We start from the raw sequence: 14,512 nt of genomic DNA, 5'->3' as shown, positions 1-14,512 counted from the left end.
CGACATGAGGTGGGGGCTGTGGGGCAGATTTGGGGTGCGCTCGCTGTGGCGGTCGTCGGTGTCGTCGGTACCTTGGGCGCAGCGCTGCTGACACAGAGCAGAGCCGACCGTCTCAAGCGTCACGAACTGGAAGCAATGGCCCGCCAGCAGCGCGAAGAGCGAGCCCATGCCGAAGAGGTCCGGCAGCAGGAAGCACGTGCTGCGGCACATCGTGACCTGACTGATCTGCGGCGGGCCTGCTATATCTCTCTCAACACCACGGCACGTCAGTACCAGACCGCGCAGATCAACCTGATGCACGCCCTGCGGGCTCGAGACGGCGCGGAGACCCGGGTCTGCGCAGAGCAACTTGAGGAGCGGCGTCTGGCGCTTCGCGACAGCTACGCCGAGGCGCAGATGATCGTGCCCGCGGCAGTGCTGACAGGCGCCCGGGCGGCGAGCCGTCAGCTCAACGAGACCTACGGCCTGTTGAAACGCCTCCTGGCCGGCGGTGAGGCCAGCGATAGCGGACTCGATGTCCTGGAAGCTGAGACGGAGATGTCGTGGGTGCTGCTGGCGGACCTCCGGGGTGCCATGCGCAGTGATCTCGGGGTGGACGAGGCCTCCGGATAGCGGCTACAGAACCCGCGCCGGGCGTAGTTGTACTGGGCCGGGGAGGTACCGCCTGCGTACAAGAAGCGAGACCTTCTCAGCGAGGCAGCCTGGTTGGTGGGCGCGGTGACTGGCGAGTCCGGGTGCCACCACACAACGTGCCCTCAGACGCCCCGGGTGCCGCTGGGGTTTGGTGCATACTTCGGCCTCGCTCAGGTCCTCGTCGAGCAGTACGAGGAGTCCGCGGTGATCAGCCGGGCGAACTTCCAGGAAACCGGGGCCAGTTCGGCGGCGCGCCGGTGCCGACGATCGTCACGGACTGGTCGGGGTGCGGGCGTATTGGGTCGATGACCGGGCGCCGCCATCTCGCCGCGTCGGCCGCCCTTGACCCGCACCCAGGTGGGCGCGGTCTCCAGGTACAGCCGGAAGGTGTCGGCGAGCGCGAACTTCACGGCCATCGGGTGCGTGCCGTGCTCGCTGGCGAACTCCTCAACACCTTGAAGCCACGGGCGTACGCGCGCTGGGTACGCACCGAACGCTGGTGGGCGACCCATGCGGCCGCGAGGGTGGGCAGCAGGTCGTCCGCGCGTTACAGGCCGACGAGGTGCTCGTAGAGCCTGCGGGCGTGCTCGGGCCACTGCTCGTGCGGGTCGCGGTGCAGCGTGTCGGGGGTGGACCGGGTGCGCGGACCGGCGCAGTTGTGGTCACCGGGCCGTGGACCCGTTCGGCGTCTGTGACACCACGCCCGACTGCTCGGCTACCTCGCCGAGCACGAACACGCCCTTCTCGCGGCGCAGGTAGCCCGCGTGGGTCAGGGCGCGCAGCAGGTGGTAGGCGGAAGGCAGGGCGATCCCCGCCGCACGGGCCAACTGCTTTGCGGACGCCCCGCCCTCATGCGCGGCGGCGGCTTCCAGCAGTCGCCGCGCCCGCTGCTCGGAGTTGATGCGGGGCGGCTTGACCGCCTCGTCAGGCGCCGGTTCGGCGACCGCGTCGTAGAAGGCCAGTTCGTCGTCGGGCACGGGCAGGACGGGGACGACGTCGACCTCGACGGGGCCGCTTTCGGGCCCGGTGCCGAAGTCCAGCAGGACGCTGCGGGCTTCGGCGACGCTGTGCTGCAGGTCGTGCAGCAGGCGCACGAAGTCGTCGTCGGCCCGCAGCTCGCCAGCGGCGAGCCGGTGTTCCATGTCGGTGGCGCGCCGGGCCAGGCGGCGCAGGGCCGCCTCGGCCTGCTCGCCGGGGTTCGTACCCCGGTCCGGGCGGCGGCTTGGGGGCTCGGCCCGCGGGGTGCGTGACGCCCCGGCTTCCTCGGCGATGCGCTGCCGCAGCAGCGGGGCCAGGTCGGCGAAGGCCGCCCGCTGATGGGGGTCAACCCGGCGGAGAAGGACGTCGGCGAGGTCCGGCGCCCGCAGTGGGGTGCTCGCCGCGAAGCTGCCCGGTCGCAGGATGCGGTGGACCGTGCTGCGGGAGAGCCCGCAGGCCGCCTCCAGGGTGCGCGCACTGGGCGCGCCCGCCGCGCCGTGCAGCTCCAGCAGGCGGCCCCGTAGCACGGGGCGCGGCACCGCCGGGGCCGGGCCGCTGCCGGAGCCCGCGGCCTTGGCCGTGGCCTCGGCGAACTGTCGGGCCGCCGTCTGCTCGGCGGCCTCCCAGGCCTGTTGCCACCGGACGCGTTCGTCCCCCGGCACGCCCAGCGCCCCGAGCAGGGAGACCAGCAGCGCGGCATTCGGCACCTGGCGTCCGTTCAGCACGCGCGAGAGGGTCGCGGGACTGAACGGGGAGCCCTCGGCCAGCTCGCGGTAGCCCAGGCCCCGGTCTCTGCGCAACTTCCGCAGTTTCTCGACGAGTTCGCGGCGCGGGGCGGGGATGTCCGGGTCCAGCGGCCTTTCCTGGCGTGCCATCAGCTCTTACCCCTCTCCTGGTGTCCCATTGTTTCACTGGCCCATTGTTTCGCTAGACTCCGGTGCGGTGGGGCGCCGCGGCCGCGCGACCCCAAGAGCATCTGGGCAAGGGGTCGATGGGTGTCCGTTCTGCAGGCCGAGTTCCTGGCCCTCGTCGTGGTGGCGGCGGCCCTCACGGCCTTCGTCGCGTTCCGGCTGGCCGTCGCCGACGGCGCCGCCCCCGAGGCCGCCTGGCGGTGCGCCGGGCTGGGTGCGGCGGCCGCCGTGCTGGACCTGATGCTGCTGTACGGCGTGCTGGACCTGGCCGAAGGGGCGCCGAGCGCGGCCCGCGCCGGGGCCGCCGCACTCGGGGTGCTGGGCGCGCTGTTCGTCGCGGTGGTCTCGTATGGCCTGACCGCGGCCGCGGCCTGGAGCATCCCGCGGCGCTGCTCGGCCGCCGCGGCGTCATTCACCGTCGCCATGGCCGTGCTCGCCGCGCTGACGCCCCTGGCTGGCTGACCCCCCCGGTCCGGCCACGGCGAACGCCCGCCCGTGGCCGGGGAGTTCGCGGGCGCCCGGTCCGGTCCGCGGTGTGGCGGTCACGCGCCGTCCGCCCCGTCGGCGGGGCCCGGGTCGAAGCTGAGCTTGCGCAGGCCCGCGTGCAGGTGAGGCGGCGGCCGCCTGCGCGTCCGCGAGCACGCGGTCGAGGTCCGGATCGCCGAGCGTCGCCCAACTGGTTGCTGCCGGGGGCGGGGACGGGTCCCGGGCAGCCGAAGCAGAACGCCACACGTTCGCCCGTGGCGATCGGAACGTCCCCCACCAGGGTGGGTTGCGTGCATCGGGGGCAGACCCCGATCTGGCTCTCAGGCTCGGGGTGCCCGACCAGGTAGAGGCGGATCATCAACTGTGTGGTGGTCACCACTAGGCCGCAGAAGTGGCAGCGGTTGACCCTCCCGTCCGCGACCGGGGTCAGTTCGTCGCACTCGGGGCAGTGGACAGTGCGGTCCTCGTAGCCCTTCAGCGTCCCGCGCAGGCGCCGCAGGCGCTGGTAGGCGAAGGTCTGGATGCCGTCGAGTCCGTTCTTGATGCGGACCATGTCCGGGCCGAGGTCGTTCCGCTCGTCCAGATCAAGGTCGGGCACGAGGACGTCGTCGATGAAGCGGACCAGGAAGTCGAGCACCCGGCCCGCGCGGGCTTCGAGGGCACGGGCGTTGTGGGTCAGACCGTAGTGCTGGAGGGCGTTGCGGTCCCGGCCGAGGTCAGCAAGAGCGGACTCCTCCTTCTCAGTGATGGTGACGCCGGCGATGTTGCGCAGCCGTCGCACAGCTTCTGCGAGGGTGCAGCTCTTGAAGTCGCCGGAGCGGAAGCGGCCCTCGGTGGCCTGGCCCGGGTTGTCGAAGACGAGGCTCCAGTGCGCGTGGACGAGCCGCGCCTTGAGAAGGACCTCCGTCGCGGCGTGCAGGTGGAGCATCGCGTACTTAATGTCGCGGGGGCCGACCTCGTCGGTGGTCAGGTGATCGACGACGGAGACGAGGTAGTCGACCCCGTTGCGAACGGGCGGGAAGTCGAGCTCGTGGACACCCTGGCCTCGCGCCAGCTCTTCCCTCGGCATGTCGGGTGATTCCCCCGATTGCCGGGCGTTCTGATCCGGCGTCGGCATGGGCACAGGATAACCGTCATTATCCTGTGCGTTCCTGTGCCTCGCCCGGAACTGGAGTTGCCGCCCCTGGCTCGACATCGCGCGGACGGGGCCGGTGAGCAACTGCTCGGGCAGCTCGTCGTGTTCGAGCCGTGCGCCCAACTCGGGGCAGGAGTCCTCCCATACGTCTCGGATCTCCTGCTGATCAGGGTTTGCAGCACCGGGCACTGTCTAACCAGAAGGTCGCCGGTTGTGGAAGGTCTCCAGCCCCTGGCGCTGTCCCCGGCCAGGCCCGCCGGTACAGGATCATGCGCTCCTTGGGGCGCTCGACGTCGAAGAAGCACTGCCCCGACCAGGCCATGTGCAGCGGCAGGCCGACCGTGTGTCGCGTTGTGGGGCCCTGCGAGGTCTTCCGCAGGGAGGGCAGCGGGTTGGCGTACCGCGCGCGGTACGTCGGCAGCATTCGGTGCCGGGGCGGGAGAGGGCTGTGCCCTGCGGGTGGATGCGCGGTGACGACAGTGGACGCCGGGTGATCTTCTATAACCCGTCCGGGACGATCCTCTCCCAATGGCTCCCCGTCATGCAGGGCGATTTGCCCAACTCGCCACATAGGGAGCCCTCGTAGGAGGTGAGCTGACAGTTGCTGCGCGGGAGCGGCCGACTAGGTCTCGCCATACTGCAACGCAGAGGGACAAGTGCATCGGGGGACCCGCTGTAGACCCGCGCACCCAGAGGCGGCCCGGGACGATTCCCCATTAGAAGGCGGTGCCCGCCTGAGAGGTGCCGGGCACCGCCAGTTGGTCGCGGGATCGTAGTTCGAGCCCGTTCAGCCGCCGCTGGTAAGCAGCAGCACAATGAGCACAAACAGCAGAACACCGCCTCCCCCCACCGCTACGGCAGAGGGAGCACCAATTCGACGGCGATGCGGGCGGACGTAGGTGCCGTCGCCACGGCGGTAGCCCCGTACGGGCGTCGTCGAGCCAGCGGGAACGGTCGTGCGAGGGCGGGAGGGTGAGGTGCTGCGGGTCGTTCGCCGTGAGCGGCGGTGATGCGGACGGACGTAGGTGCCATCTTTGCGGTGGTGCCCACGAACATGTGCCATCTGGGATTCCTAGGGTCAGTCGGGTCAGGAGTGGAGAGCAGGCCCAAACCGGGCATTCAGATGACGGTACAGCCGCCCACTGACACTCAACTCCCGTGATCTATAAGGCCATTGAGGGGATCCGCCCTTCGTGTGCGTGAGGGGGACCGGCTTCTCGTTCCCCCTCACATGCGCTCAGGCTCCCCGCACCGCGGTTCCGCCTCCGTGATGTCCGGCAGTTGCGCCGCGCTTGAGGTTCTGGTGCGCCGCGGCTTCAGCCATCGCCGGGGCCTCGCCGACGAGCTGCTCACCGGGGGCGGGCTGGCGCCGGTACAGGCCTCGCAGCGCACACGACCCCAGAAGCCAGCTACCTGTGACCAGCCTGATGGAAGTCCTCTTGCCTGCCAGGGAACGGTCGATGACGACGGTCTGCGGGCAATGGAGCCCAGTCTTCCGGGCGCTCCCGGTGCGCCGTATGTGCTTCTTTCACGCCCTGTGCGCGCTCCAACTCCCTCTGTCTGATGGCGTCGTGGGCTCCGTACGTTGGCCTGTTCGCCTCGTAGCAGGGCGGGCCCCGGCGCGAGGCGGGCCGGGTTCGGCAGCCGAATCAGAAGGGGGACACGTGGAAGCCATCGTGCGGCACGCTCGCCGGGAGAAAGTGGCCGCCGAGGCACAACAGTGGGCCGACGAGCTGATCGACTTCGGGCCCTACAACACACTGTTGCACTTCAAGGACACCAAAACCGCGTCCCTGGATGTGACCGACGCTCATCCGCAGCCCCTGACCTCATTCCTGGCCGGCCGCAAGACCCGCCTGGCCAGCCTCTTTCCCGATGCCACCGACCACGGTCCTGCCTGCACCCGGGCACGAAGCCTGCGCCGCAGGATGGTGGAGCTGGATGAGGAACAGGGCATCGAGGCCGGGCGCCTGGCCCTAGGCCTGCTGCGTGTTGACTCGCCGCCCACTCGAGGGAGCACTCCTGTGCCGGCGCTCCGCGCCCCGGTGCTGCTTCAGCCTCTGGCCATTCAGCCGCGCACCGCCTCCGAGAACGACTTCGTCCTCGAGGCGGCTGGCGAAGCGGAGATCAACCCGGTGCTGCTGTACGCGCTCAGCCGCCAGTACGGCATGGACGGCGACATCGAGGCCCTCGCCGACAAGGTGGCCACCGCTCTGGAGGAGTGCGCGGACGCGGCCGGTCGCATCCGCATCGCGTACGGCATCCTCGAAGCCGATCTCATACGCAGTAACCTGACGGTCGAGCTGGAAGAACGCATCGTAGCCAGTGTCTTCAGCTTTGACCGGCTCCCTATGGTGCAGGACCTGCACAACGCCACCGACCTGCTGGCCGAACACCCGGTAATCGCCGCTCTGGCCGGTGACCAGGAAGCAAACCGTGCCCTGGCCGAGGACACCGGCTCACGGGCTCCCGATGGCGCCGACGACATCCCGCCCCGGTCGGAGTACCTGGTTCTCGACGCGGACGCCTCCCAGCAGAAGGCCATCAGCGCCGCTCTGACCGGCTCCCACCTGGTGATCGAAGGGCCGCCGGGAACGGGCAAGAGCCAGACCATCGCCAACCTGATCGCCACCTTCGCAGCCCTTGGCAAACGCGTCCTGTTCGTGGCCGAGAAGCGCGCCGCGATCGAAGCCGTCACCGACACCCTCGCCACCGTGGACCTGGACGGCCTGGTCTTCGACCTTCACGGCAAGAAACTCAGCCGCCGCCAGATTGCCCAGCAACTGCACGAGGCCCTGGAGCGAGCCGGCCAACAAGCCCCGCCTCGCCCGGCCGACCTGCACACCGGCCTGGCCCACTACCGCGAGCAGACACTGCGGCACATACAGGAGTTCCACCAGCTGCTCGATCCCTGGCAGGTGAGCCCACACCAGACGATCACCCGCCTGATGGGCTGCCCGCCGGCCCACCACACGCGCCTTCGTCTGCGCGGCCCCGCACTGCGGCACCTTCACGGCGAGCACTACCGCCAAACCGAGCAGGACCTGCGGACTTTCGTCGCCAAGAAGGGACTGACAGTCCGCCGCGGAGAGTCACCCTGGTCGCACACGCAGGCCCGCACCGAGGACGAACTGCGCGCTGTGATGGTCGGCCTCGACCAGCTCACCGGCACGGCACTGAACGACACTCGCCGGGCTCTGGAGGACCTGGTGGACACCGCAGGCCTGCGCCGAGCCGACGACCTCCAGGGATGGCAGGCCCTGCTTGCCCTGCTGCACGACGTTGCCGCGACACTGGCCCGCTTCGAAGCGGCCGTCTTCGCCCCCGGCCTGGACGATCTCATCGCCGCCACCGCCGACCGATCCTGGCGCAACGAACGCAACCGGCACATCGGTTGGTGGCATCGCCGGAAACTGATCAAACGGGCTCGCGGGCTGTCCAAGGATGGCCTACGCGAACGCTCGGCGCTGCACGCCGCCCTTCTGCAGGCGGCTGACCAGCACACCCGCTGGCAGTCGCTGTCCGCGACCAGCGACGCGAACCCCTGGACCGTCCCCGGAGTCTCCCGCGCTCTGGCCGCCTTCACTCACCTGCACACTCAGTTGGCTGCGATAGCCCTGTGCGTGCGCTGGGACGGCTGGGAGACCGCACCCGCGGACGAGGTGGACAAAACCCTTCAGCGCCTCGACGGTGACCGCGACACCCTGCTGCGCATGCCCGAACTCAACCAGCTCACCGATCGGCTCGAAGCCGCCGGACTCGGCAGCCTCCTTGACGAGCTGGCCCGCGCGGACGCGAACCCCGACACGGCGGTGGCCACCTTCCGCTATCTGTGGCGGTCCTCGGTTCTGGAGGAAGCGCACATGCGCTCCGCCTACCTGCGGTCCTTCACCCGTCTGGAACACGACCACGTCGTCGAACAGTTCCGCCGCAACGACGTGATCCACCGGGACAGCAATCCCGCTCGTGTCCGTTACGAGGTCGCCACCCGGCTGCGGAAGGTCCGCGACGCCCACTCCGGCCAGAACACCTTGGTGCGCACCCAGGCCCGCCGCAAGTCCCGGCACCTTCCGTTGCGCAGGCTCGTCGCCAAGGCCCCCGACGTGCTGCTAGCCGCCATGCCGTGCTGGGCCATGTCGCCCCTCGTCGTCAGCCGTGTCCTGCCGGCTACTCCCTTGTTCGATGTCGTCATCTTCGACGAGGCCAGCCAGGTCATGCCACACGACGCGATCACCTCCATCATGCGTGCACGGCAGGTCATCGTTGCCGGAGACCCTCACCAGTTGCCGCCGACCACCTTCTTCCAACGCGTCCTGAGCGGCAGCCAAGAGCGCACCGACGATGACCTCGAGGACGATGCGACACCGGCCGTCTACGAGTCACTGCTGGACATGCTCTGCAGTCGGCTACCCCACGTCCACACCCTGAAATGGCACTACCGCAGCCGCGACGAACGCCTGATCGCCTTCTCCAACCACGCCATCTACGACGACCGGCTCGTCACTCTTCCCGGCACCACCCTTACCAGCCCCATCCGCCTGGAAGCCGTTGACGGCCACGCCCGGCCCGGCCAGAGCGGTTCCGTCCCCGAGGAAGTCGAACGCGTCGTCGAGCTGGCCCTCGACCACGCCACCCACACACCTCACCTGAGCCTCGGCGTCATCACCATGGGCCAGCGCCACGCCGACCGCATCAACCTCGCCCTGCGCCACGCCCTCCAAGAGCGCCCCGAACTCCAGGAGTTCTTCAGCCCGGACGCCGGACCCCGGCGGCGCTTCTTCACCAAGAACCTCGAACAGGTCCAGGGCGACGAACGCGACGCCATCATCCTCAGCATCGGCTACGGCAAAGCCGCCAACGGCCGGCTGTCCATGGCCTTCGGCCCGCTCAACAACGACGGGGGAGAGCGTCGTCTGAATGTCGCCGTCACCCGCGCCCGCCAAACGATGACGGTCGTCAGCTCCTTCACTCACCACGACTTCGACCCCGGCAAACTCAAGAACACCCGCAACCGCGGGCCCGAACTGCTGCGTGCCTTCCTCGAGTACTGCTCCCACGGAGGAGACCTCCAGCGCACCGGAACAGCACGCACCGACTGGAATCTCAACCCGTTCGAACAGCAGGTCCTCGCGACTCTCGAAGCCGCCCATGTCCCCGTCACACCGCAGTGGGGCGTGTCCGGCTACCGCATCGACTTCGCCCTCGGCCACCCCGATCGCCCCGGCCAGATGATCCTCGCCGTCGAAACCGACGGCGAGCGCTACCACAGCGCTCCCAGCGCGCGCGACCGCGACCGTCTGCGCCAGGCGCACCTGGAGCGACTCGGCTGGCGCTTCCACCGCATCTGGGCCGCCGACTGGTTCACCAACCCGCACACTGAACTCGACCGCCTCCTTGCCACGTGGCGCGATGCCGCACGAGAGGCAGACGAAACTCCAGCCGACCCCGCCGGCACGCCCCGCCCGGCAGCACCTCCGCCTCCGGCGGCAGCCAAACGCCGCCCTCGTCCCGCCCTGCCCGCAGCGGCACGTATCGGCGACTACAGCGACGCCGACCTGCTGGCTTTGACCTCCTGGCTGCTGAGCGACGGATTCCAACTCGACCGTGACACCCGCATCACCCAGGCCATCACCGAACTGGGCTTCAAGAAACGCGGCCGCGTCATCGTCGAACGGCTCACCCGCGCTTTCGAACAGGCCCAGCACACAGCAGACAAGGACTCCCAGCGATGAAACCCCTCGACCCCCTTACTCTCGAGCGCGTCGCCCGCCTCATCGTCGACATCGACGGCCCCTTCGAACGCCGCGGCTACCAACTCATCCAACTCCTGCAATGTGCCGCCTGGCCCCAGCCCGCCGAGTACGACGGCTCACCCCGCATCCCCTGGCTCACCGACATCCTGATCAGCACCGACGATCCGGCCGCCGTCAGCCGGCTGCTGTGCCGCATCTGCGACCCACTCGAATACGACGACGGCCTTGCCTCCGCCGACATCATCCGCCGAGAACTCAACACCCATCTCGCCGCCGAACAGCTCACCGTCACCTACGTCTCCGAGCGCCCCGTCCTTGGCCAGCCCGGTACCGACGGCCACACCACCGTCTTCACCGCCCCCGACGACCTCGAAGCCCGCATACGCCCCCTCGTCAGCAGCGAAGAATTCCTCCAGCAGCTCATGGAACGTGTCACCGAAACGCAGATCTGCGAGCAGCACGGTGCCTACGGCCTCACCATCATCGGGATCGGCAGCTTCGCCGAAGCACTGCTCCTGGACGTCCTCACCCACCGTGACCCCAGCCTGCTGCAGGGCTTCCCCCTGCCGAACGGCAAGCGGGTCGCTCCCGAACGAGCAAGCTTCTCCCTCCTGCTCGACACCGCTCGGACCCGCGGCTGGATCCAGATGGACGCCCACGACTTCATGAAGATCGTCCGCGACTACCGAAACTTCGTCCACCTGCGCAACCAGCAAGAACGAGGCGTCACACCTGACGACGACACCGTCGGCATGTGCTGGGGCCCAGTCCTTGCCGTCCTCAACGACCTGGAGACCAGCCGCTAGCGGGTTCGGCTTCGATTCCTGCCCCGGCGTTCGTCGAGCGACTGCAGGAGAATCCGGCGACCTGTCACTCGGCGGGGTCGGACTGAGGCTCTTCCTCAGGGGCGGCTGTCTGGGCGGAGGCATCGGGGGCGGTGTAGAAGACCGACGAACCCTGCTTGGTGCGCTGGGCCCGGTTCTTGGCCACAAGATTTTCGAGCGTGGTGCGTACGACGGTGGTCTTGATGTTGCGAGCGGGATGCGCCTGACCGAGGTCGGTGGCGATTTCCGCCGCGGAACGTGGCTCGCTCTGCGCGGCAAGGTGGCGGCCGATGAGCTCGACCAACGTGGGCTCGGCGGCCTTTGCGGCCGCGGCCTTGGGGGCCTGTTGTGTGCGGCGTTGAGGTGCACCAGTCTTCTTGGCTGCCGGCCGCTTGCTCTTGCTGGCAGCGGCTGAGGCTTTGCCCCGGGGAGCGGGAATCGCGCCGGCCCTCTGCGGCGTTTCAGCGAGTCCGGCGGGCGGGGTCGCAACTTCCAGGGCCTGGCGGATGTTCATCAGCACGGTGTGGTCACGGTGCAGGGCGGCCAGTTGCTCCTGCAGGGTGTCGATCTCCGCCCGGATACGTTCCTGCTCCTTGACGTTGCGTTCCAGGTCGCTGCTCACCTGGGTGGCGTACTGCGATGCCAGTGCCGTGGCGGCGCTCGTGCTCTCGGTCATGGTGTGGCCCTTCCATTGTTCTTCGGCCGTGGCTCTGGTCGGCGGACGGGTGCCACGGCAACGCCCACGCACCTTTCGGGCAGGTGGTCCGTGTGGCGGTGACGATAGCTCCTGTTCAGGGCTTTGGCGTAATGATCGTACGGACGAAGTGAGCCCGGCTGCGGTGAGCAACGACTCGTGCGCTCCCTGAAGTTCACAGCCCGGGTGGGGGCGGACATCGTGAATCCCCATCAGTGGACAGCAAGTGGGAGTCTTGATCATTCACTCAGAGGGATTGGCGCCGTCGTAGGCTCGTGCTGCTGTGCCATGTCTGTTCGTTCACTCGGCATGGCACGATCCAGGGGCCTGCTTAGCCCTCCAACTTGTAGGCGCAGGCGTGCAATGTGGCGTCCTCGGCCGGGCTGGGGCAGGGGATGTACTCGTAGGTGGCCGATGGGGTGTCAGTGGGCACGCTGCCTGGGTCAGCCGCCTGGCCCTGATCATCATGCAGGTACAGCGTGAGGAGCCCGCCCCCGACCACGAGGGCCGCCCACATCGCAATGGCCAACGGCCACCATCGTCTCCGCACCCGCGTCGCCTTCCCCACGTCCGGGCAACCGCCACCCAGGCAGTCTGCCAAGGGGAGCTGCGGGCCGTCACCGAGACGGCCCGGCGGTCCGTGGCGTCGCCGGCGGCGGGGCAGTGCCGACTGCCCTGGGATGTATGGCCTCCACTGTCAGAGCGCGGCCCATGCTCGACCGGGTTCGCCTCTGCGGTGACCGCGGTCAGCCCTTGCCGTCCCTGGGGTTGTGAGCGAGCGCCGAGGTCACCTCTCGTCGCCTGAGGCCACTCATCGTCGGGGGCCGACAGCCGGCAGGCAGCGCGCGCTCCGCCTCGGCACCGTCACTGGTGCCGCATTCCTCATCTGGCTCCACTGGTCACCGAGGTTCCTTACTGCACGACGTCTCTGCGCGTCCGAGAGATCTTGCTGATCAGGCGACGGGCGTCATCGGTCGGCGTGTCGATGCCTGCCTCACCGTGAGCAGCGGCTTCACTGCCCGAGTGCCCGAGGGGAACAACAGTATGGGCGACTCGTAGTCGATCACGGCCCTGTACGTGGTGGTGTCCATGGAGCCGTCGAGCACGGCCAGCCGCAGAGCGAGCAGGTCCTCGCCCTGGTGGCACCCGGCCCAGCCGGCACAGACACGCCGGGCATTACTGTCGGCATCGGCTTGATGGCACTGGAACAGTCCTGGGGGCTGGTTGGGGGTTTCGGCGTCGTAGCGTCGGAGCTTCTCGTACTCCTCACTCGCCCAGATCCCCGCGGGTACATCGCGCCGATAAGGACAGCTCTCGCAGGGCCGCGGTGCCGGAGGGCGAAGTGACGAGGACATGCAGCCAGTATGGCTGAGGAGCATGATCGGAGAGTCACGCCCTAAGCGACCGCGCACGCCGCCCTGCGGCCCCGGCGTGCGCGGTGAGGGTGTTACTTCCAGATGTCGTTGACCCATTCGGGGTGGTCGATGAAGGGGTTGCGGTTCTTCTGGATTCCGAAGATCCGGTCGTTGCGGGTCTTCTCGAGGGTGTCGGGCGGGTCGGCCTGATGCCACTGCTTGAGTACGGAGAGGCGGCCCATGGCCGGCGCGCTGCCGTTGTTGATCTTGTCGTTGGGTTCGAGGTCGGGGAAGGCGTCGGTGCCGTCGTAGCGGACGGCCATGTAGAGGATCATGCGGGCGACGTCGCCCTTGACGGCATCGCGCGGCTCGAAGGAGTCCCCGTCCACGGAGCTGCCGGGCGCTTCGTCGACGGGGCTGCCGCCGTTGTCGAAGTCCAGGTTGCCGCGGGTGGAGTTCACTGAGGCGTCCTCGGGGCGCAGGTGGTGGATGTCGGTGCCCGGGCCGGTCGCGGTGCCGAAGTCGCCGTGCGACTTGGCCCAGACATGTTCGCGGTTCCAGTCATCCGAGCCGCCGCCGTGGGCACTCTTGGCCTGGGATCGGCCGGAGTAGATGAGCAGGACGTTGTCCCGGTTGCCGGGGTCCTCGTCGGTGGTCTGCAACGCATCCCAGACCTGGTCGTAGGACAGCTTGGTCTGCTCGCTGATGATCGTGTGCAGGGCCGTCTTGAGTTCCGGCCCGGTCTTGCCGAGGGCTCCCTCGTAGTAGGAGTCATCCAACGGCACGGCCACCGGCGGGTTCTGCGCGTCTGTGGGGGAGCTGTCTGTGGCGAAGGCCGCCGCGGGCGCGGCGACGGCGGCCGCCACGGCCACGGTCAGGACGGGGCGCCGCCAGCGGCGGCGTAGACGGTGAGCGGACATGATGTGGGGGCGTCCTCTCGCTCATGACGGGGCGTGCGCCCGGGGCCGGCCAGGCCAAGGCGCGTACCCGTACGGGCAGTTACTGGGAGGTTCAGGCCATGGAGCGTGCCACGCACCACGCGCGTAGAAGTGGACAGCCCGCGATCATTGAGTGCCGAGACCGTGAAGAGCCGCCTGAGGTAGGACAAGTCGTCGGTGAGCCGCGCACCTGGTGGTGGCTGTGATGTGGTGAAAGTGCGCTCGGCGCTCTGCTGCCGATCGCACCGAGGGCCCCATCAGTGCTGGGTAGGGAGCGGTGCAGGAGAAGGGAGATCGGCATGGCCGTCGACCTCGGTGTTTCGGGAATCGCGAGTCTGGACAGGGGGATGTTTGCGATTGATCAAATGCGCAGGCCGTCGGAGGCCGAGCGGCCTGCCTGCTGGGAGCTGGAGATCGACTTCGAGTGTGCTGTCACGGTCGGGGACGGCACGTTGGTGTTCAACAGCAATGCACCGTCCCACGACGCGGCGGTGACTCTGCGGTGCGGAAGCGAACCCCCGGCCCCTGGGCCGGAGTTCACCGAGCTGGGGTCGTGGCCTTTCGCCAGTTACAGCGGTGATCTCGTGGTTTCCACGATCGACGGGCCCGAGCCGGAGCTGTGCATACAGCTTCTGGACGCCGACCGCGAATACCGCGTGCGGGTATGGGCGAAGGGCAGAGATACGGCCCGGGAGGCCTTTGAGCGCCTGCAGGGGGAGGTGTACCCGATCACCGGCCTGGAGGAGTACGTCATCTGCTTCGAGACCACCTGAACCCGCTGCCTGCCCCCGCCCGGCCACAGCAG

10 protein-coding genes and 2 pseudogenes are annotated in these 14,512 nt (G+C 68.8%); 5 read left to right on the top strand and 7 right to left on the bottom strand.

Going from position 1 to position 14,512, the window contains the following annotated elements:
- Nucleotides 1–18: 18 nt before the first annotated feature.
- Complete coding sequence (locus AC0KTA_RS40130; protein WP_481056889.1) at nucleotides 19–612, top strand: hypothetical protein; 594 nt, start codon at nucleotides 19–21, stop codon at nucleotides 610–612.
- Between the two features lie 191 nt (nucleotides 613–803).
- Here AC0KTA_RS40130 and AC0KTA_RS40125 read toward each other — a convergent pair whose 3' ends face one another.
- From AC0KTA_RS40125 to AC0KTA_RS40115, 3 genes and pseudogenes are all read right to left on the bottom strand, one after another.
- On the bottom strand, nucleotides 804–1,145 hold the full coding sequence (locus AC0KTA_RS40125; protein ID WP_481056888.1) for a hypothetical protein: 342 nt from the start codon (nucleotides 1,143–1,145) through the stop codon (nucleotides 804–806).
- 195 nt (nucleotides 1,146–1,340) lie between these two features.
- A pseudogene (locus AC0KTA_RS40120) lies at nucleotides 1,341–1,535 on the bottom strand (helix-turn-helix domain-containing protein); the annotation flags it as partial.
- 726 nt (nucleotides 1,536–2,261) lie between these two features.
- Nucleotides 2,262–2,486 (bottom strand): annotated as a pseudogene (locus AC0KTA_RS40115) (helix-turn-helix domain-containing protein); the annotation flags it as partial.
- A gap of 120 nt (nucleotides 2,487–2,606) precedes the next feature.
- On the opposite strand from AC0KTA_RS40115, the gene AC0KTA_RS40110 reads away from it, so the two are divergent.
- Nucleotides 2,607–2,984, top strand: coding sequence for a hypothetical protein (locus AC0KTA_RS40110; RefSeq protein ID WP_481056887.1), 378 nt, complete (start codon nucleotides 2,607–2,609; stop codon nucleotides 2,982–2,984).
- Here AC0KTA_RS40110 and AC0KTA_RS40105 read toward each other — a convergent pair.
- Nucleotides 2,935–4,125, bottom strand: a complete 1,191-nt coding sequence (locus AC0KTA_RS40105; protein WP_481056886.1) for a hypothetical protein — start codon at nucleotides 4,123–4,125, stop codon at nucleotides 2,935–2,937. The two genes, AC0KTA_RS40110 and AC0KTA_RS40105, sit on opposite strands and share 50 nt — an antisense overlap.
- Before the next feature lie 1,682 nt (nucleotides 4,126–5,807).
- On the opposite strand from AC0KTA_RS40105, the gene AC0KTA_RS40100 reads away from it, so the two are divergent.
- Nucleotides 5,808–9,875, top strand: a complete 4,068-nt coding sequence (locus tag AC0KTA_RS40100; RefSeq protein ID WP_481056885.1) for an AAA domain-containing protein — start codon at nucleotides 5,808–5,810, stop codon at nucleotides 9,873–9,875.
- Entirely contained in the window at nucleotides 9,872–10,702 is an 831-nt protein-coding gene (locus tag AC0KTA_RS40095) for a hypothetical protein (RefSeq protein ID WP_481056884.1), read from the top strand. Before AC0KTA_RS40100 ends, AC0KTA_RS40095 begins: the two co-directional genes overlap by 4 nt.
- A 64-nt stretch (nucleotides 10,703–10,766) precedes the next feature.
- Here AC0KTA_RS40095 and AC0KTA_RS40090 read toward each other — a convergent pair whose 3' ends face one another.
- The 3 genes from AC0KTA_RS40090 to AC0KTA_RS40080 all read right to left on the bottom strand — a co-directional run bounded on the left by AC0KTA_RS40090 (nucleotide 10,767) and on the right by AC0KTA_RS40080 (nucleotide 13,689).
- Nucleotides 10,767–11,396: a hypothetical protein gene (locus AC0KTA_RS40090; protein ID WP_481056883.1), complete on the bottom strand. Its 630-nt coding sequence runs from the start codon at nucleotides 11,394–11,396 to the stop codon at nucleotides 10,767–10,769.
- A gap of 971 nt (nucleotides 11,397–12,367) precedes the next feature.
- The gene (locus AC0KTA_RS40085) at nucleotides 12,368–12,769 is read right to left on the bottom strand and encodes a DUF6283 family protein (RefSeq protein WP_481056882.1); all 402 of its coding nucleotides are present in this window, start codon (nucleotides 12,767–12,769) and stop codon (nucleotides 12,368–12,370) included.
- 92 nt (nucleotides 12,770–12,861) lie between these two features.
- Nucleotides 12,862–13,689, bottom strand: a complete 828-nt coding sequence (locus AC0KTA_RS40080) for an endonuclease I family protein (RefSeq protein ID WP_481056881.1) — start codon at nucleotides 13,687–13,689, stop codon at nucleotides 12,862–12,864.
- Nucleotides 13,690–14,006: 317 nt separating this feature from the next.
- On the opposite strand from AC0KTA_RS40080, the gene AC0KTA_RS40075 reads away from it, so the two are divergent.
- On the top strand, nucleotides 14,007–14,480 hold the full coding sequence (locus AC0KTA_RS40075) for a Haze protective factor 1 (RefSeq protein WP_481056880.1): 474 nt from the start codon (nucleotides 14,007–14,009) through the stop codon (nucleotides 14,478–14,480).
- The last annotated feature ends 32 nt before the right edge of the window (nucleotides 14,481–14,512 follow it).

Source organism: Streptomyces sp. Y309, assembly GCF_056712025.1.
The sequence above is the reverse complement of the archived record's forward strand: the minus strand, read 5'-3'. Positions and strand labels throughout refer to the sequence as shown.